Below are 20,960 nucleotides of genomic sequence, written 5' to 3' on the forward strand. Positions count from 1 at the left end.
CGACGCCATCACCTTCCGCACCAACCTGAACAGGGTGCGCACCACTCATCCGCCGCAGACTCCGCATCCACCCGAACCACACCCCCAGATCCCCACCACCCCGTGGCACCACACCCACCACTGGTTCACCGCTGCCGAAACCCGGACACCGGCGCCGGAACGCAATGGCGCTGCGCAGCACACCCATTCGACACCGGGAATCGGCGGACCGCTCGATGACTGGTCGCATCAGGTCGTGTGGGAAGCAGCGCCGCTGCCCGACGCCGATACCACGGTCGCCGGCCGCTGGCTGGTGGTCGGCGACGCAGCCCTGGCCGCCGAGTTGGGTTGCCTGGCCGACGTGCGGGCCGCGGATGCCGAGCCGGCCGCGTTGGGCGGGGCGCTCGGCGATGTCGACCACGTCGTCTACGCCGCTCCGGATCCGGGCGATCCGCTCGACGTGGGAACGGCCTATCAGCTCTTCCATCAGGTCCGCCGGCTTGCCTGCGCGATGGCGGCCAGCAGTTCGCCGGCCAAGTTGTTCCTGGTGACCCGCAACGCTCAACCCCTTGACGAAGGCGATCGCGCCAACCCCAGTCACGGGGCACTGTGGGGCCTGGGACGAACACTCGCGCTCGAGCACCCCGAAATATGGGGCGGCATCATCGATTTCGACAGCTCGGTACCCGTCCAGCTACTGGCACGGCTGGTGCTCGACGAGGCGGGCGCAGGCGATCGCGAAGACCAGGTCGTCTACCGGTCCGGACGGCGGCACGTGCCGCGGCTGCGCAAGCGTGTGCTGCCGGCCGAAGCGGTCACGCTGGACCCCGACGCCGCTCAGCTCGTCATCGGCGCTACCGGCAATATCGGGCCGCACCTGATCCGCCAGCTCGCGCGAATGGGAGCGGGGACGGTCGTCGCCGTCTCCCGCAACCCTGGCCAACGACTGCATGAACTCGCGGAAAGCCTTGCATTACAAGGTATTACACTCATGACCATCGCGGCGGATGCCACCGACGAGACGGCGATGAGCGCGCTGTTCGACCGGTTCGGCGCCGACTTGCCTCCGCTGGAAGGTATCTATCTGGCAGCCTTCGCCGGTCAGCCGATCCTGCTAAGCGAGATGACGAACGACGATGTGACCGCGATGTTCGCACCCAAGCTGGACGCCGCTGCGGTGTTGCACCGGCTGTCGCTGGAAAAGCCGGTACGCCATTTCGTGCTGTTCTCCTCGATCTCCGGCCTGACCGGCTCGCGCTGGCTTGCCCACTACACCGCTACCAGTGGCTACCTGGATGCGCTTGCCTATGCGCGCCGCGTGATGGGGCTGTCGGCCACCACGGTCAACTGGGGACTGTGGAAATCGCTGGCCGACGCCGAACACGATTTCAGCCAGGTCAGCATGGGATCTGGGCTGCTGCCGATGGATGACGAGATCGCCATCGGCGGTCTGGCACGCGCGATGAGCCCGTCGGCCGGGGTGCATTCCGTTGTCGTCGAAGCGGATTGGCCGCTGCTGGCAGCCGCCTACCGGACCCGCGGCTCGCTGCGCATTGTCGACGATCTGTTGCCGATCCCCGGCGAGACGGCGATGCCGGAAAGTGAGTTCCGCATCGCCCTGGGCAAGTGCCAGCCGGAACAGCGCCACGACATGTTGCTCGACCAGGTGGCTCGGCTCGCGGCCAATGTGATGGGCTTGCCGCCGACGGAGTCGTTGGACCCCTCGACCGGCTTCTTCCAGCTCGGGATGGACTCGCTGATGAGCGTGACTCTGCAGCGGACATTGTCCGACACCCTCGGCGAATTCCTGCCCGCCTCCGTGGTTTTCGACTACCCCACCGTGTACAGCCTCACCGACTATCTGGGCACGGTGTTGCCCGAGCTCGGCGAGGCCGACGAGCAGCCGGACGCGGATGCCTACGACGAATTCAGCGAAGCCGAGTTGTTGGAACAACTTTCGGAAAGACTAAGAGGGACCTGATGACCACCCCGACACCAGACCGCCGGGCGATCATTGCCGAGGCGCTGCACAAGATCGACGATCTGTCGGCTCGGCTGGAGATCGCCGAGAAGGCGGGCACCGAGCCCATCGCGGTTGTCGGGATGGGTTGCCGGTTTCCCGGTGGTGTCGACAACCCGGAACAGTTCTGGGACTTGTTGCGCGATGGGCGCAGCGGCATTGTGCGGGTTCCATCGCAACGCTGGGACGCCGACGCTCTTTTCACGGAGGACCACACGGTTCCCGGCACCATCTGCAACCGCGAAGGCGGCTTCCTTTCCAATTGGGAGCCGGACGAATTCGACGCGGAGTTCTTCTCTATCACCCCGCGTGAGGCGGCGGCGATGGACCCGCAGCAGCGGTTGTTCCTCGAAGTCGCCTTTGAAGCCTTGGAGAATGCCGGCATTCCGCCGCACACCATTCGCGGCACCCAGACCTCGGTTTTCGTCGGTGTCACCGCCTACGACTACATGCTGAAGATGTCCGGCACGGTGCGCCCGGTCGACCTCGACGCCTACGTACTCACCGGGAACTCGGCGAATTTCGCCGCCGGCCGGATGGCCTACCTGCTCGGGGCCCGCGGTCCCGCGGTGGTGCTGGACACGGCGTGCTCGTCGTCGCTGGTTTCCATCCACCTTGCCTGCCAGAGTCTGCGCTGGCGCGAAAGCGACACGGCGCTAGTCGGTGGGACCAATCTGCTGCTGACGCCGGGAACCAGCATCGCCTGCTCGCGGTGGGGCATGCTGTCGCCGGAAGGCCAATGCAAAACCTTCGACGCGGGCGCCGACGGGTATGTCCGCAGTGAGGGCGCCGGGGTGGTGGTGCTCAAGCGACTCTCCGACGCGCAACGGGACGGCAACCGGATCCTCGCCGTGGTGCGCGGTTCGGCGGTCAACCAGGACGGCGCCAGCAGCGGGGTGACCGTTCCGAACGGCCCGGCGCAGCAGGCGCTGCTTCGCCAGGCGCTGACGTCGGCCAAGTTGACGCCGGCCGACATTGACTACATCGAGGCGCACGGCACCGGCACTCCGCTCGGCGACCCGATCGAACTCGATTCGCTGAGCAAGGTTTTCGCCGACCGACAGGACCGCGCGCCACTGGTGTTGGGCGCGGTCAAGACCAATCTCGGTCACCTGGAAGCCGCGGCCGGTATTGCCGGATTCATGAAGACCGTGCTGGCCGTGGGGCATGGGCGCATTCCTCGCAACCTCAACTTCCGCGAGCTCACGCCGCACGCCAGCGAAGGTGTGTCTCGGCTGACCATCGCCACCGAGGACATGGAATGGCCGGACACCGGGCAACCGCACCGGGCTGGGGTGTCGTCGTTCGGAGTGAGCGGAACGAATGCGCACATCGTGGTCGAGCAGGCGGAAGATCCGGTGCCGGTGCCGCACCAGGGGTCTGGCCCGGCGGTAACGACGCTGTTGGTGTCGGGCAAGACGAAGCAGCGGGTGGCGGCGACGGCGGCGGTGCTGGCCGACTGGATGGACGGCCCCGGTGCCGACGTGGCGCTGGCCGATGTCGCGCACACCCTCAACCATCACCGGGCCCGGCAGACCAAGTTCGCAACGGTGGCCGCCGCCGACCGCGACCAAGCCGTCGCGGAATTGCGTGCGCTGGCCGCCGGCGAACCCGCCCCGGGAGTCGTGGACTGCCACGAAGGATCGGTCGGGCCGGGCACGGTGTTCGTCTACTCGGGCCGTGGATCGCAGTGGCCCGGCATGGGTCGCCAGCTGTTGGCCGACGAGCCGGCATTCGCCGCGGCGGTCGCCGAACTGGAGCCGACATTCGTTGCCGAAGCCGGCTTTTCGCTGCACGATATGATCGCCACCGGCAAGGAGCTCGACGGCATCGAGCAGATTCAGCTCGGCCTGATCGGGATGCAGATCGCGCTCACCGCGCTGTGGCGTTCCTACGGCGTCACCCCGGATCTGGTGATCGGGCACTCGATGGGCGAAGTGGCCGCGGCGGTAGTCGCGGGTGCGCTCACCCCCGCCGAGGGGTTGCGGGTGACCGCGACCCGGTCGCGGCTGATGGCACCGTTGTCCGGGCAGGGCACCATGGCAATGCTCGAACTCGACGCCGACGCCACCGAGGCGCTGCTCGCCGACCACCCGCAGGTCACGTTGGGGATCTATGCCTCCCCGCGCCAGACGGTCATCTCGGGGCCCACCGCACAGATAGACGAATTGATCGCGACGGTGCGCGCGCAGGGCCAGTTCGCCTCCCAAGTCAACATCGAAGTGGCCCCGCACAACCCGGCCATGGACGCCCTGCAGCCCGCGATGCGTGCCGAGCTGGCCGGTCTGGACCCGCAACCGCCGACCATTCCGGTCATCTCGACCACCTACGAAAACCTGCAAGCCCCAGCGGCGTTCGATGCCGAGCACTGGGCCACCAACATGCGCAACCCGGTGCGCTTCCAACAGGCCATCACCGCCGCAGCCGCCGAGCATCACACCTTCATCGAGGTCAGTGCCCACCCATTGTTGACGCATGCCATCACCGAAACCCTCGCTGCGCGTGAGAACGACGGCGGTGCCGACTATCTGAGTCTCGGCACCCTGCAACGGGATGCGCACGACACCCTGACCTTCCACACCAACCTGAACACAACGCACACCAGCCGCCCGCCGCAGACTCCGCACCCGTGCGAGCCGCACCCGGTGCTGCCCACCACACCGTGGCAGCACACCCGGCACTGGATCGCCCCCACCATCCCCGCCCACCACACCGCTGACACCCACCCACTGCTCGGCATCGGCGTCACCGATCCGGGCACCGGCACCCGGATCTGGGAATGCGAACTGTGCCCAGATCTGCTGTGGCTCGGCGACCACGTGATCGACGACCTCTGCGTGCTGCCCGGATCGGCCTACGCCGAGGTCGCGCTGGCCGCCGCGACGAACGCATTCGCAGACGCCGAAGGCTCAGCGGGCTGGATGATCCGCGAGCTCAGCCTGCATCAGATGCTGCACGTCACCGAGGACACTCTGCTCGTCACGACGCTGACCGGGGACGAGCAGACGTGCCGGATCGAAATGCGCACGCAGAACGCCACTTCGGGGTGGATCAAACACGCCACCGCAACGGTTGCCCGGGAGACCGCGTCCGAAGACGAGGTGCCGCGACCGGCGCCACTCGACGAGGTGGCCGACGAACTCAACCCCGAGGAGCTCTACCAACGGCTGCGCGGCGCGGGCCAACAACACGGACCGGCATTCCGCGGAATCGTCGGGCTCGCCGTCGAAAAGTCCGGTGCCGCCCGCGCCGACGTGCGGTTGCCCGCGACGGCCAAAACCGGCTTCCGCTGCTTCGGCCTGCACCCGGTGATGATGGACATCGCCGTGCAAGCCCTGGGCGCCACCCGGATCGCGACCGACCTGGCCGGCGGGCAATCGGCCCGTCAAACCCTGGTGCTGCCGATACGTTTCGCGGGCGTGCACGTCTACGGCGACATCACGGGCGGTGTCTGCTCGATAGGCTCGCTGGCCGCCACCGATAGCCCCGACCGGCTCCGCGGCCACGTCACGCTGACCGACCCGGATGACCGGCCGGTGCTCGTCATCGACGAGGTGGAGATGGCGGTACTCGGGTCGAGCGGCGGCACAACCGAACTCGGTAGTCAGCTGTACACGGTGCAGTGGGAGCCCGCACCCCTAGACAAGCCCGCCGGCACGCTCGGCGGCGTGTTGCTGATCGGTGACGACCCGCTGCTGCCCGCGCTGCGTTCGTCGCTGCGCGACGCTGTCGCCGACATCGAGGTGGTGTCGGGCGCCGACGCGGCAAGCCTGCGCGCGGCGATCACCCGAAACCCATGGGACAGCATCGTCGTCGTCTGCCCGCCGCGCAGCGTCGACAAGGCATTGGACGACGAGGCACAGCTGGAGCTGGCGCAGGCCCGCACACTGCTGATCGCCGACATCGCCAAGACGGTGACGCGAATGGGGGCCCGCAACAGCCCCCGGCTGTGGATCGTCACCCGCGGCGCCCAACAGCTCGATCCCGGCGATCCAGTCACCCTGGCGCAGACCCAACTTCGGGGCATCGCGCGGGTGCTGACGTTCGAGCATCCGGAACTGCGGACCACGATCGTCGACATCGACGCCGACGGCTCCGGCACCCTGACCGCGCTGACCGAGGAGCTGCTGGCCGGTGCGGACCACGACGAGATCGCGCTGCGCGACCAGCAACGGTATGTCAACCGGCTGGTGCCCGCGCCGGTCGACGCGGCCGGTGAGCTTGCCGCCGAATCCCGTCGCACCGTGGTGAGTCTGGACGGCGACGGCGCCGTGCGGTTGCAGATCGACCGGCCCGGGCGCCTCGACGAGCTCAAAGTGCATGCGGTCAAGCGCATTCCGCCGTCCGCCGGTCAGGTGGAAGTTCGTGTCGTGGCCGCGGGCCTCAACTTCAGCGACGTGCTGAAGGCGATGGGCGTGTATCCCGGACTCGACGGTGCCCCGCCGGTGATCGGCGGCGAGTGTGTCGGCTTCGTGACCGCGGTCGGCCCGGACGTTGACGCGGTCGAGGTCGGACAGCGCGTCATCGCGTTCGGTCCCGGAACGTTCGCCTCACACATGACAACGCTGGCCGATCTGGTGGCCCCGGTCCCGGAGGCGCTGCCGGACGGCGAGGCGGCCGCATTCGGCATCGCGTATCTGACCGCCTGGCACTCACTGTGCGAGGTGGGCCGGTTGGCACCCGGCGAGCGGGTGCTGATTCATTCCGCCACCGGCGGTGTCGGGCTGGCCGCGGTGTCGATCGCCAAGATGATCGGGGCCCGCATCTACACGACGGCCGGCTCGGACGCCAAGCGCGAAATGCTGGCCGGACTTGGCGTCGAGTACGTCGGCAACTCCCGCGACGTGGAGTTCGCCGACGAGATACTCGACATCACCGACGGTTACGGTGTCGACGTCATTCTCAATTCACTTCCGGGCGAGGCGATTCACCGCGGTGTGCAGATCCTGGCCCCCTGCGGCCGGTTCATCGAGCTGGGCAAGAAGGACGTGCACGCCGACGCCAGCCTGGGATTGGCCGCACTGGCGAAAAGTGCGTCCTTCGCCGTCGTCGACCTCGACCTGAATCTGAAGCTGCAACCCGCGCGGTACCGCGAAATGCTCGGGCACATCCTGGCGCACGTGGCCGACGGCAAGCTGCAGGTACTCCCCGTCACCGAGTTCACTCTTTCCGACGCGGCCGACGCATTCCGGCTGATGGCCTCGGGCCGGCACACCGGCAAGATCGTCGTGTCGATACCGGCCGGCGGTGACATCGAAGCGATCGCGGCACCGCCGCCACTTCCTCTGGTCAGCCCCGACGGCGGTTACCTCATCGTCGGCGGCATGGGTGGTCTCGGCTTCGTCGTCGCGCAGTGGCTGGTCGATCAGGGCGCGGGATTGGTGGTGCTGAACGGGCGTTCGGCTCCCAGCGACGAAACCCGGTCGGCGATCGCGGAATTGAACGCCGCGGGCAGCCGCATCGAGGTGGTCACCGGCGACATCGCCGACGCCGACACGGCCGGCCGGCTGGTGCGGGCCGTCGAAGACGCCGGCTTCCGGGTGGCCGGAGTCCTGCACAGCGCAATGGTTCTCGATGACGAGATCGTGCTGAACGTCACGGACGCCGCCGCGCGGCGGGTGTTCACCCCGAAAGTCACCGGCAGCTGGCGCCTGCACCAGGCCACCGCACACCTGGACGTCGACTGGTGGCTGACGTTCTCCTCGGTGGCCTCACTGCTGGGCGCGCCCGGCCAGGGTACCTACGCCGCGGCGAACTCGTGGGTCGACGGCCTGGTCGCGCATCGGCGCTCGCTCGGGCTTCCCGCCGTCGGAATCAACTGGGGCCCATGGGCCGAAGTCGGTCGCGCCCAGTTCTTCGCCGACCTCGGTGTCGCGATGATCACCGTCGAGCAGGGGCTCGCGGCGATGCAGCTGGCACTGGCCGCCGACCGGGCCCGCACCGGTGTGTTCAGCCTCGACGCGCGGCAGTGGTTCCAGTCGTTCCCGTCGGCGGCGGGTTCCTCGCTGTTCGCCAAGTTGCAGGACCTGACCCCCACCGAGCGGCGCGGCGGCGGCGCGATCCGCGCGGAGTTGGACGCCTGCGACGCCGCCGAGCGTCCCGCGCGCCTGGCCACCGCGATCGCCGGCGAGATCCGGGCGGTGCTGCGCTCGACCGAGCCGATCGACCCCGACCGGCCGATGGAGTCGCTTGGTCTGGACTCGCTGATGGCGCTGGAGCTGCGCAACAGGCTCGAAGCGAGCCTGGGCACCATGTTGCCGGCCGCGCTGGTCTGGGCCTACCCGACCATCACCGATCTGGCCGGCGCACTGTGTGAACGCCTGGGCTACGAGGCCATCGGCGAGGCCGAACCGGCGCCGGAGGCCGAATCCGAGCTGTCAGATGAAGAAATGGAATTGCTGTCCGACCTCGTTGCGGCCAGCGAGCTGGAGACGGCAACCGGGGGCAGTGAGTAAATGACGAGTCTTGCCGAGCGCGCGGCGCAGATGTCACCCAAGGCGCGCGAGGTCCTTGCACGCGAACTCGTGCGCGCGGGGACCACGTTTCCCACCGATGTCGCCGAACCGGTCGCGGTGGTGGGGATCGGTTGCCGGTTGCCGGGCAGTGTGACCGGGCCGGACAGCTTTTGGCAGCTGCTGATGGACGGACGTGACGCCGTCGACGTGGTGCCCGCCGATCGCTGGGATGCCGACGCCTTCTACGACCCCGACCCGCAGACACCGGGGCGGATGACGACGAAGTGGGGAGGCTTTGTCGACGACGTCGCCGGCTTCGACGCCGACTTCTTCGGCATCACCCCGCGCGAAGCCGAGGCGATGGACCCCCAACAGCGGATCCTGCTCGAAGTCGCCTGGGAAGCACTCGAACATGCTGGGCTGCCCCCGGATTCGCTGAGCGGCACCCGGACCGCCGCGATCATGGGGCTGTCGGCGTGGGACTACACGATCGTCAACCTCGAGCGCCGCGCGGAAATCGACGCATACATGTCCACCGGAAACCCACACAGCGCCGCGGTCGGGCGAATTTCGTATCTGCTGGGGCTGCGCGGCCCCGCGGTCGCGGTGGACACCGCGTGCTCGTCGTCGTTGGTGGCGCTGCACCTGGCCTGCCAGAACCTGCGGCTGCGCGAAAGCGACGTGGCGCTCGCCGGTGGCGTTCAGCTGATGCTGTCCCCGTTCACCAGCATCGCGCTGTCCAAGTGGTCGGCCCTGTCGCCGACGGGCCGCTGTAAAACCTTCGACGCGCTGGCCGACGGGTTCGTACGTAGCGAGGGCTGCGGCGTCGTGGTGCTCAAGCGGCTGGCCGACGCCACCCGCGACGGTGATCGGGTGCTGGCGGTGATCCGCGGCTCGGCGATCAACCAGGACGGCCGCTCCAACGGCATGACCGCGCCGAACGCGGCGGCACAACGCGACGTGATCAGCACCGCGCTGCGGCTGGCCGACTCGACCGCGGACCGCGTGAACTACATCGAAACACACGGCACTGGAACGATATTGGGCGATCCGATCGAATTCGAGGCACTGTCGGCCACCTACGGCCGCGGCGACGGCAAGTGCGCGCTCGGTTCGGTGAAGACCAACATCGGCCACCTGGAGGCCGCGGCCGGAATCACCGGGTTCATCAAGGCGACGCTGGCCGTGTCGCGCGGCCAGATTCCGCCCAATCTGCACTTCACCCGCTGGAATCCGGCCATCGACCCCTCGTCGACGCGGCTGTTCGTCCCGACCGAGGCCACGGCGTGGCCCGACGGTGTGCGCAGGGCGGCCGTGTCGTCGTTCGGCCTCAGCGGGACCAACGCGCACGTCGTCATCGAACAGGCGCCAGAGTCGATACCGGCGAACGGATCCGGTCCGCGGCTGTCCACCTTGGTGCTGTCGGGCAAGACCTCTCAGCGGACCGCCTCGCTGGCCGCGGGGCTGGCCGACTGGATGGAAGGCCCCGGCGCAGCGGCGCCGCTTGCCGATGTCGCGCACACCCTCAACCACCACCGGTCCCGCCATCCCAAGGCCGCTGTCGTGGTCGCACGTGACCATACGGACGCGATCGCGGGTCTGCGCGCGCTGGCCGCCGGGCGCCCCGTTCCCGGCGTGCTGGAGTGCCGGGACGGCTTCACCGGCCCCGGCACGGTGTTCGTCTACTCCGGTCAGGGCTCGCAATGGGTCGGCATGGGCAGGCGGCTACTGGCCGACGAACCGGCGTTCGCCGCGGCCATCGACGAGCTCGAGCCCGATTTCGTTGCACAGGCCGGCTTTTCGCTGCGTCAGACTCTCGCCGACGGCGTCGAAGTGGTCGGCATCGACCGCATTCAGCCGGTGCTGGTCGGGATTCAGCTTGCGCTGACCGCGCTGTGGCGTTCGTACGGCGTGACACCCGACGCGGTGGTGGGCCACTCGATGGGCGAAGTGTCGGCCGCCGTCGTTGCCGGGGCGCTGACTCCCGCCGACGGGTTGCGGGTGATCGCCACCCGCTCGCGGCTGATGGCCCAGCTGTCCGGTCAGGGCGCGATGGCCCTGCTGGAGCTCGACGCCGACGCCGCCGCGGAGCTGATCGCCGACTACCCGCAGGTGACGTTGGCCGTTCACGCCTCGCCGCGCCAATCCGTGATCGCCGGCCCGCCCGAATCCGTGGACGCCGTGATCGAGGCGGTGGCCGCCCAAAACCGGCTGGCCCGCCGCATCGACGTCGACGTGGCCTCCCACCACCCGATCATCGACCCGGTGTTGCCGCAATTGCGTTCCGCGCTCGCCGATCTCGCGCCGCAGCCGATGACCATTCCGATGATCAGCACCACCAGCGAGCAGCCCCAGACGGTGCTGGACGCCGAGTACTGGGCGGCCAACCTGCGCAACCCGGTGCGCTTCCACCAGGCCATCACCACCGCGGCGGCCCGCTATCACACCTTCATCGAGGTCAGCCCGCACCCGGTGCTCACCTACGCGATCGACGACACTCTCAGCGACTCGGAGAACCGGGCTCAGCTGACGGCCGTCGGCACCCTGCAACGCGACACCGACGACACCGTCACCTTCCACACCCAACTCGCGGCGGTCGGGAAGCTCCCGGAGATCGACACCACCCGCCGGCTCGCCGACATCCCGGTGACGCCCTGGCAGCACACACCCTTCTGGGTCGCGGACCGCTCGGCTAGCTACCCCGGGCCGGACTCGGTCGACGCGCACCCGCTGCTCGGCATGCACGTCGAAGTTCCCTCAAGCCAGGACCATGTGTGGCAGGCCGACGTCGGCACCGACGTATCCCCTTGGCTGGCCGACCACAAGGTCTTCGGCCAGGCAGTCATGCCGGCGGCCGGGTTCGCCGAAATCGCTTTGGCCGCGGCAAGTGAAGCGTTCGGTCTGCCGGTCGATGCCCTGGCGATCAACCAGCTCGAGGTCGAGCAGATGCTCACCCTCGACGGCCACACCCAGGTGACGACGCAATTGACCCGCGGCGCCGACGACAAGACCCGCATCGAGATCTATTCCCGCACCCCCGCCGGCTGGTGCCGGCACGCGACCGCCAGGGCCGCGGTGTCGCCGCCCGACGGCACCCTCGAGCGACGGACACCCGGCCCCCGCGACGGCCAGACCGCGGTATCACCGGCCGACCTGTACGCAGTCCTGCGGATGACCGGCCAGAATCACGGCCCGGCGTTCGCGGCACTGACCCAGATCAACCGGCAGCCGGACGGCTCGGTAGAAACCCAGATCACCCTGCCCGAAGGGGCGCCCAGGCATCCGGGTTACCGAATCCACCCCGTCATGCTCGATGCCGCCCTGCAAGGCCTGGCGGCGGCGATACCCGACGAGGAAGCCGCCGCGACCGCGGGTTCGGCCGAAATCAGCTACCTTCCAGTCTCTTTCGAGTTACTCCGGGTGTACGGCAATCCCGGCCGGCACGCCCACTGCCGGGCCCGGCTGATGAACCTCGACGAGGGCGGCGCCGGAAAGCTCGGCAAGCTCACCTTGACCGACGACGCCGGAAACGTGACCGCCGAAATCAACGATCTGTACCTGCGCCGCGTCGAACGACGCAGCGCGCCATTGCCGCTGGCGCAGAAGGTCTTCGACACCAGCTGGGTGGAAGCGCCGATCGCGGCTGCGGGCCCCTCCGATGCTCCTGGCAGTTGGCTGGTACTCACCGACGCCGGCTCCAAGGCCGAGAAATTCGTCGAGCAGTGGCGCTCACCGGCACGCCGGGTGATCACCGCCGATCTCGGCGATGAGGCCGCGATGCTCACCGCATTCGCGGAAACGGCAGGCGATCCCGAGCGCCCGCCCGTCGGCGTGGTCGCGTTCATCGGCGACGGCTCCGACGATGCCGGCATCACCGCCGCCGGGCTCAACCGGGCCCGGGATTCGGTGTGGGCGATCTCGACGGTGGTGCGGGCGATCCTCGGCGGCTGGCACGGCCGGTCACCGCGGCTGTGGCTGGTCACCCCGGGCGGTCTCGCCGTCCGCGACGAGCCGGGCCGCCCGGCGATCGGCGCGCTGCGGGGTCTGGTGCGGGTGCTGGCCTACGAACATCCCGACCTGCACACCACGCTCGTCGACCTGGACACCACCCGGGACCCGGTGTCCGCGTTGATAGCCGAACTCGAATCACAGCATTCCGCAGCTAATTTCGACGACGTCGTCGCCTGGCGGGACGGACAGCGGTACGTCGAGCGGCTGGGCCGTGCGACCTTGGGCGAGCCGGTGCGCGACGCGGTCGTCGAGTCGGGCGCGTCCTACATCGTCACCGGTGGCCTCGGCGGTCTCGGCCTGGTTTTCGCGCGCTGGCTGGTCGAGAGCGGCGCGGGCCGGGTGGTGCTCAACGGGCGCAGCGAACCCTCCGACGACGCACGCAAGGTGCTGGCCGAATTGGAAAGCCGCGCCGAGGTCGCGGTGGTGTGCGGCGATATCGCCGCTGCCGGCGTCGCCGAACGCCTGGTCGCGGCTGCCGAGGACCAGAATCGCCGGCTGGCCGGCATCGTGCACGGCGCCGCGGTGATCGACGACAGTCTGGTGTTGTCGATGAGCAAGGAGAGCCTGCAGCGAGTGTGGGCTCCTAAAGCCGCTGGCGCGCTGCGGATGCACCAGGCCAGCGTCGGTCGTGAGCTCGACTGGTGGGTGGGTTTCTCCACCACCGCCTCGTTGCTCGGCTCGGCCGGGCAGGGCGCATACGCGTGCGCAAGCGCATGGCTCGATGCGCTGGTTGCCTGGCGCCACGCGGCCGGAATGCCGGCGGCGGTGATCAATTGGGGACCGTGGTCGGAAGTGGGTGTCGCGCAGTCTCTGGTCGGCAGCCCGCTTGACCCCATCAGTCCGGCGGAGGGCATCGCGGCCATGGACGCGTTGCTGGCCACCGACCGTAGCCACACCGGCGTCACCCGGCTGCGTGCCGACCGCGCGATGCTCGCGTTCCCCGAAATCCGCAACCTCGGCTATTTCACCAGCGTGGTCTCCGAACTGGACATCGCCGGCGACGGCGGCGACTGGTCCGGACCCCAGGCGCTGCGCGAGCTCGATCCGGCCGAGGCCCGGGAAGTGGTGCGAGAACGCCTGTGCGGACGCATCGCGGGGGTGATGGGGTATTCCGATCGGTCGGCCGTCGACACCGGGGTGCCGCTGACCGAACTCGGTATGGATTCTTTGATGGCAGTGCGGATCCGCAACACCACACGTGCGGATTTCGGCATCGAGCCACCGGTGGCAATGATCCTGCAAGGTGCATCGCTGCAAGACCTCACGGTCGAAGTGATCCGCCAGCTCGGCCTCGCCGAGCCTGAACAAAACCTCGATCGAGGTAACGCGGTTCGCGACCGAGCACAACAGCGCGCCGCGGCGCGCCAAGGAGCCGCGATGCGGCGGAAGCGAGGACAGTAAGCATGAGCACGCAGGAAGAGGGATTGCCGGACACCGCAATTGCGGTGGTCGGCATGGCCGGAAGATTCCCCGGCGCCAACAGTGTGTCGGCGTTCTGGGACAACCTCGCGCGCGGCGAAGAGTCGATCAGCACACTGTCCGAAGACGAACTGCGGGCCGCCGGGGTCGGCGACGAGGTGCTGGCGAACCCGGCGTATGTGCGCCGCGCACCGATCGTCGACGGTATCGACGAGTTCGACGCCGAATTCTTCGGCTTCCCACCGCAATTCGCCCGGACGCTGGATCCCCAGCATCGGTTGTTCCTGCAATGCGCATGGCACGCCTTCGAAGATGCCGGCTGCGACCCAGCCCTGTTCGACGGGTCCATCGGCGTCTACGGAACCTGCTCCCCCAGCGGCTACCTGCTGCACAACCTGTCGTCACACCACGGTCAAAACGCGTTCATGGGAACAGGACTCAACTTCGAGCAGTTCAACCTGTTCCTGCAGAACGACAAGGACTTCCTGGCGATGCGGGTATCTCACCAGTTCAACCTCCGCGGCCCGAGCCTCACCGTGCAGACAGCGTGCTCGTCGTCGTTGGTCGCGGTCCACCTGGCCTGCCAGAGCCTGCTATCCGGCGAGTGCGACATGGCGCTGGCCGGCGGGGTCTCGCTGTCGGTGCCGCACCATGTCGGCTACTGGAACTCGCCGGGATCGATGGTCTCGGCCGTCGGCCACTGCCGTCCCTTCGACGTGCGCGCCGACGGTACGGTGTTCGGCAGCGGTGTCGCGATGGTTGCCCTCAAGCCACTGCAGGCAGCGCGCGACGCCGGGGATCGCATCCACGCCGTGATCCGCGGATCGGCGATCAACAACGACGGATCGGCGAAAATGGGCTATGCGGCGCCGAATCCGGCCGCCCAGGCCGACGTTATCGCCGAAGCCCACGCGGTGGCGGGCGTCGACGCCTCGACCGTGAGCTACGTCGAGACGCACGGGACCGGCACGCCGCTGGGCGACCCGATCGAAGTCCAGGGACTGCGCAACGCGTTCGCCGTGTCCGACACACCCAGACCCGGACCATGTGTTCTCGGGTCGGTCAAGTCGAACATCGGCCACCTCGAGGTGGCCGCCGGTGTGGTCGGCATGATCAAAACGATTCTGTGCCTGAAGAACAAGGCGATTCCCGCGACTCTGCACTACACCAGCCCCAACCCTGAACTGCGCCTGGACGAGACGCCGTTCACTGTGCAGAGCAGCTACGCCGCGTGGGAATCCGATGGAGTGCGCCGGGCCGGGGTCAGCTCGTTCGGTGTGGGCGGCACCAACGCGCACGTCGTCTTGGAAGAGGCGCCGCCGGTTGCGGTGCAGGCCGAGTCGACCAATCCGCAAGTACTGCTGCTGTCGGCACGCACCGCGGCGGCGCTGGGAGAATCGCGGGCCACCCTGGCCGCCGCACTGACCGCGCCGGACGGCCCGGACCTGTCCGACGTCGCATTCACCCTCGCCGGTCGCCGCAAGCATCCCGTCACCATGGCAGCCGTCGTGCACGACCGCGAGCACGCCGCCACGGTGTTGCGGGCGGCTGAGCACGACAACGTCTTCGTCGGGGAATCCGTCGGCGACAATGCCGAATCGAATTCGGAGCACGTCGTTTTGATGTTCCCGGGCCAGGGAGCTCAGCACATCGGGATGGCCCGCGGGCTGTATGACACCGATCCCGTCTTCGCCGAACATTTCGACGCGTGCGTCGCGGGATTCCGCAGCGAGATGGAGATCGACCTGCACGCGGAGATATTCGGCGACGCCACAACGGATTTAGAACGCATCGACCGTTCCCAGCCCGCACTGTTCACGGTGGAGTACGCGCTGGCGCGGCTGGTCGAAAGCTTTGGCGTGCGCGCCGGGGCATACATCGGCTACAGCACCGGCGAATACATCGCCGCCACCCTGGCCGGGGTCTTCGACCTCGAGACGGCGATCAAGCTGGTGGCCCTGCGTGCCCGCCTGATGCATGAGTCCCCGCCGGGCTCCATGGTGGCCGTGGCGCTGGGTCCCGACGACATCGCCGAGTACCTGCGTCCCGGTGTCGAGCTGTCCGCGGTCAACGACCCGGGCAACTGCGTCGTCTCGGGGCCGAACGACGAGATCCGCGCGTTCACCCAACGCCTGCACGAGGCCGACATCACCGCCCGACGGGTGCGCGCCACACACGCATTCCATTCCAGCGCAATGGATGCCATGGCGGCGGAATTTCAGCAGTTCCTGACTGGCGTCAAACTCGGCCGGCCGAACACACCGCTGCTGTCCAATCTCACCGGGACCTGGATGTCGGATGAACAGATCACCGATCCGGCCAGTTGGGCCCGGCAGATCAGCTCCACGATCCGCTTCGCCGACGAACTCGACGTGCTGCTGAGCGATCCGGACCGGATCCTTGTCGAGGTGGGCCCAGGCGGCAGCCTGACGGGTTCGGCGATGCGGCACCCGAAGTGGTCGGGCGGGCACCGGGCGATTCGCCTGATGCGGCACCCGATTCAAAATGTCGACGACAGGGACACCTTCCTGCTGGGCCTCGGCCAATTGTGGTCGGCGGGCGTGCCGGTCGACTGGACACCGGCAACCGGACCCAAGCAGCACATCATCTCCGTGCCCGGTTATCCCTTTGCCCACGAACGGCATTGGATTGATGCTAAGCCGGTCAACTGGGCCGACCGGACCGCCGAGGACACGGTGGCGGCAGCATCCACAAATGGCTCGGCCGTCCACGCCGACGTCGCCGCCAACGGGCAATCGCAAACCGAGGCGGTATTGCGTCAGATCTGGATGCAGTGCCTGGGACTGAACTCCATCGGGCGCACCGACAACTTCTTCGACCTCGGGGGCGACTCCCTGATCGCGATCGGCATCGCGACCAACGCCAGCAACGCGGGCCTGGACGTCAGCCCGCAGGACCTCTACGGAAACCCGACGCTGGTAGCCCTGGCCGCGCATGTCGATTCGAAGTATGCGGCCGGCGGCTTGGCGAAACCGGCTGAGGCCAGCTCTCATCCGACCATTCCACCGAATGTCGCGCACTTCCTCGATCACGGAGTGCAGGAGGCGGGACGCTGGCGGGTGCCGCTGATCCTGCGTCTCGACGCAGCAGTCGGCGTGGACGACGTCCGGTCCGTGCTCACCGCGTTGACCAACCACCACGACGCATTGCGCGTGCGGCTCGTCGAACGCGCCGGAGTCTGGGAGCAACACATCGCTGCGCCAGACGAATTCGACGCACTGTCCTCGCGTTCGCTTCCGGACAGCCCGGAAACTGGGGGGGCATCGGAATCCGCAGCGCAACGGGCAGCGGTGCTCGACATCGCCGCCAAGCTGACCACCGCGGGTGACCTGGCCGCGCCGTTGACGGCCGTCTACGTCTCGGATTCCCACGGTGCGTGCTACCTGGCACTGTCGCTGCACGAGATTGTCGCCGACACCACGTCGCGGGAAATCCTGATCGCCGATATCTTTACGGCATTCACGCAACGCCTTGCCGGCGAGGACATCTCGCTGCCGGCGAACACCACCTCGTGGCGGGACTGGTCGCAGCGTTGCGCGGCTCTCGCGACGCATCCGGCGGTGCTCGACACTCGCGAATTCTGGCTGGAGAGCTCGAAGGTGGCCACGCTGCGGCCGGCGAACACGGAGGTCACCGAGCCGCCGCACGGCGATGACCTCAAGAAGGTGCCATCGACGCTGACCGTCGAGCAGACATCGGAGGTCGACGACGCGCGCCGGGTGCTCGGGTGGTCGGTCGAGGAGATCCTGCTCGCCGCGCTGAGTCAAACCATCGCCGCAACAATGGGCTCCGGTGTCCTCGCCATCGACCTGGAAGGGCCGGGCCGCTCGGTGCTGCGCCCGGATGTCGACCTGCGCAGAACCATCGGGCAGTTCACCACGATCTACCCGATCGCGCTCGGGTGCACCAGCGACACTGCGGCAACCGAACTGCTGGAAGCCGTGCGGGACACGCTCAAATCCGTTCCGCATTACGGCATCGGCTACGGGCTGCTGCGGCACCTATATGCGCCCACCGCGCGGCAGCTCTGCGCCGCGGGCTCGGCGGACCTGCACTTCCGGTACGCCGGCGCGATCCCCGAGTTACCGCCCATCGATGCCGCGGTGCAATTCGACTCCGACGTAGCGATGCCGGTGCGCGACACGATTCCGGGCCTCGGCCATGCCATCGAGTTCCGGGTGTACAGGCACTCCGGGATGCTGCATCTGGATTGGTGGTATGACGCTCGCCGGGTGCAGGGCGCGCAGGCCGAGGCGCTGGCGCAGCGTTTCCCGATCGCGCTGCGCGAGTTGATCCAGGATGCGATCACCGCGGTCGGTGACGACGGCGAGATAGGTCAGCCCGTCGAGCTGGCCCTGGTGGATTTGTCGGCGCTTGACGCGGGTTGAGGGGAACTGAGTGGTTAACGCGCATAAGGACTTTGAGAAGGCCGTCATCGTCGACAAGGTTCGCAAGACCTTCGGCGAGTTTGTGGCCTTAGCAGAGGTCAGCTTTGAAGTCGGTCGCGGTGAGGTGCTCGGCCTGCTCGGTCCGAACGGGGCCGGCAAGACCACGCTGGTGGACATCCTGTCCACCCTGAGCCGGCCGGACGGCGGCCGTGCGGTGGTCGCCGGCTATGACGTCGTGTCCGAGCCGGCCGGGGTGCGCCGCTCGATCATGCTCACCGGCCAGCAAGTGGCGATCGACGACATGCTCACCGGCAGCGAAAACCTGGTGATGTTCGGTCAGCTGTTCGGATTGCGTAAGTCGGCCGCCCACGCCCGCGCCAAGGAGCTGATCGACGAATTCGATCTGGCATACGCCGCCGACCGGCGCGTGAAAACCTACTCGGGCGGTATGCGCCGACGCATCGATATCGCCTGCGGTTTGGTGGTCCGGCCTCAGGTGGTCTTTCTCGACGAACCCACCACCGGGCTGGATCCACGTAGCAGGCAAAGCATTTGGGACCTGGTCAGCAAGTTCAAGGGTCTGGGTATCGCCACACTGCTCACCACACAGTATCTCGAGGAAGCCGACGCGCTGGCCGATCGGATCGTGGTGATCGACCACGGACGCGTCATCGCGCAGGGAACGGCCGATCAGCTCAAGGAGCGCACCGGCGGCAGTTACTGCGAAATCGTGCCGCGCAATCTCAAGGATCTGGCCACGATCGCCAACACGCTCGGCTCGCTGGTGCCCGACAAGATCCGAGCCGCTTTGACACCCGAGTCGGATCGCATCGCGATACCGGCGCCCGATGGCGCCAACACGCTGATCGAGGCCGTCGGCCGGCTGGCCGCGGCCAACATCGACGTGGCCGACGTGGCGCTGCGGCGCCCGTCACTCGACGACGTATTCCTCGCGCTGACAGACGAATCCCCCAGGCAGCGCACTCCCGTTGCGACACAGGCCGCCGGGTGACCGCCTCAACCACCACCGAGCGCCACCTCTCACCGCTCGCACAATGGTGGGTACTCACCAAGCGCTTCATCGCACCGACCCTGCGCAACGGTGAGCTGATCGTGACGATCGCGTCCTCGGTGGTCTTCACGGCCGGCTTCTACATCCCGTTGCATCAGGTGATGGGTACCGCGACCAAAACGCTGTGCAGCAGCTACGCGCAATACGTGATGCCGTTGATCGCCTTGCAGGCCATCACATTCGCCGCGATGTCGACGGCTTTTCGGGCGGCGACGGATTCGGTGAAGGGCATCAATCGGCGATTCAGATCGATGCCGATGGCTCCGTTCGCACCGGTGGGTGCCCGCATCTCCGCCGCGGTGTACCGGTGCACGATCTCGGTGGCCGTGGCGGTGGTCTGCGGCTACGTGATCGGATTCCGGTTCCACCACTCGGTGGCGTACACCATCGCGTTCGTCGGGTTAGTGGTCGCGATCGGGTCGGTGCTGTCATTCGGTGCGGACCTGATCGGCACCGGCAGCCGCAACCCGGAGGCGATGACGCCGTTGCTGATCTTGCCGCCGCTGATCTTCGGGCTGCTGTCCACCGGAGTTCAACCGGCCCAACAATTTCCGCACTGGATCCAGCCCATTGTGCGCAACCAGCCGGTGTCGCAGTTCGTGACCGCGCTGCGCGCCCTGGCCGGTGACGCCGCCCCGTACGGCACCCCGGTGACCTGGTCGGTGCTGGTGCCGACGCTGGCCTGGCTCTGCGGCTTGACCGCGTTCCTGATACCGACGTCAGTGATCGTTTTGTCGAGGCGGGCAAAATGACATTGGTGCACGAGCCCGCCACTGGTTTCGGTGCGCCCCACGGGCAGTACCACGAGAATTCGCTGCGGGCGCTGGTAGCCCAAACCCGGGTCCAGACCCGGCGGATCCTGCTGGGGTGGGCACGCGACCTCACGGCGGTGATCGAGGCGCTGGTGTTGCCCATCCTTTTCCTGCTGACCCTGAACATCATTCTGGGCAACGTCATTTCACAAGTCAGCGGTCACAGTGCGCTGTACGGCACGGTGCCGCTGAACGCACTCGCCGCCACGATCAACGGTGCCGTCGTCGGGGCGATCGGCCTGATCCGCGAGCGCAACGATGGCCTGCTGCGCCGCCTGTGGGTTGTTCCGGTGCACCGCGCGTCGGGTGTGCTCTCGCGGATCGTCGCTGAGACGGTTCGGATCATGATCACGACGCTGGTTGTGCTGGCCGTGGGAATGATCCTCGGATTCCGGTTCCACCAGGGCATTCTCGCGACCCTGACCTGGTTCGTCATCCCGCTGATATTCGGGCTGGCCTTCGCCACCCTGATCACGATGGTTGCGCTGTACACGGCCAACAATTTTCTGCTCGAGACGGTCACGCTGGTGCACATCCTCGCGGTCGTGTTCTCCACCGGGTTCTTGCCGATGGACCAATTTCCCAAGTGGATACAGCCGGTCGTCGCGCACCAGCCGATGAGCTACGCGATCGAAACGATGCGCGGACTGTCCATGGGCGGACCGGTGCGGTGGCCGATGATCGCCACACTGCTGTGGTCCGGCGGCATCGCCGTCGTGTGCATCGTGCCAACGCTTTTGGGCTATCGACGGGCCAGCACATGTTGAACAGGGGGGTATGACG

At 67.7% G+C, this 20,960-nt stretch carries 7 protein-coding genes; all 7 read left to right on the forward strand.

From position 1 onward, the window contains the following. Positions 1-1,960: beta-ketoacyl reductase (locus DB708_RS03725; RefSeq protein ID WP_201263413.1), on the forward strand; the 1,960-nt coding region annotated here is incomplete at its 5' end. Continuing rightward, a complete protein-coding gene (locus DB708_RS03730; RefSeq protein ID WP_108920625.1) occupies positions 1,960-8,454 on the forward strand; it encodes a type I polyketide synthase in 6,495 nt (2,164 codons plus the stop codon). The genes DB708_RS03725 and DB708_RS03730, both read left to right, overlap by 1 nt. Then, positions 8,455-13,866, forward strand: a complete 5,412-nt coding sequence (locus tag DB708_RS03735) for a type I polyketide synthase (RefSeq protein WP_108920626.1) — start codon at positions 8,455-8,457, stop codon at positions 13,864-13,866. A 2-nt stretch (positions 13,867-13,868) separates the two neighbouring features. Next, positions 13,869-18,293, forward strand: a complete 4,425-nt coding sequence (locus tag DB708_RS03740) for a type I polyketide synthase (RefSeq protein ID WP_108920627.1) — start codon at positions 13,869-13,871, stop codon at positions 18,291-18,293. 10 nt (positions 18,294-18,303) lie between these two features. Further along, complete coding sequence (locus tag DB708_RS03745; protein ID WP_108920628.1) at positions 18,304-19,305, forward strand: ATP-binding cassette domain-containing protein; 1,002 nt, start codon at positions 18,304-18,306, stop codon at positions 19,303-19,305. Continuing rightward, positions 19,302-20,117 (forward strand): ABC transporter permease, encoded by an 816-nt coding sequence (locus tag DB708_RS03750; RefSeq protein ID WP_108920629.1) that lies wholly within the window; start codon positions 19,302-19,304, stop codon positions 20,115-20,117. Before DB708_RS03745 ends, DB708_RS03750 begins: the two co-directional genes overlap by 4 nt. Continuing rightward, the gene (locus DB708_RS03755; RefSeq protein WP_108920630.1) at positions 20,114-20,944 is read left to right on the forward strand and encodes an ABC transporter permease; all 831 of its coding nucleotides are present in this window, start codon (positions 20,114-20,116) and stop codon (positions 20,942-20,944) included. Before DB708_RS03750 ends, DB708_RS03755 begins: the two co-directional genes overlap by 4 nt. The last annotated feature ends 16 nt before the right edge of the window (positions 20,945-20,960 follow it).

The sequence above is a fragment of the Mycobacterium montefiorense genome, assembly GCF_003112775.1.
Lineage (GTDB): Bacteria > Actinomycetota > Actinomycetes > Mycobacteriales > Mycobacteriaceae > Mycobacterium > Mycobacterium montefiorense.

Excerpts from the sequence above, each read along its gene's own strand:
- DB708_RS03730 (WP_108920625.1), top strand. The coding sequence starts at position 1,960 with ATGACCACCCCGACACCAGACCGCCGGGCGATCATTGCCGAGGCGCTG.
- DB708_RS03740 (WP_108920627.1), top strand. The coding sequence starts at position 13,869 with ATGAGCACGCAGGAAGAGGGATTGCCGGACACCGCAATTGCGGTGGTC.
- DB708_RS03735 (WP_108920626.1), top strand. The coding sequence starts at position 8,455 with ATGACGAGTCTTGCCGAGCGCGCGGCGCAGATGTCACCCAAGGCGCGC.
- DB708_RS03755 (WP_108920630.1), top strand. The coding sequence starts at position 20,114 with ATGACATTGGTGCACGAGCCCGCCACTGGTTTCGGTGCGCCCCACGGG.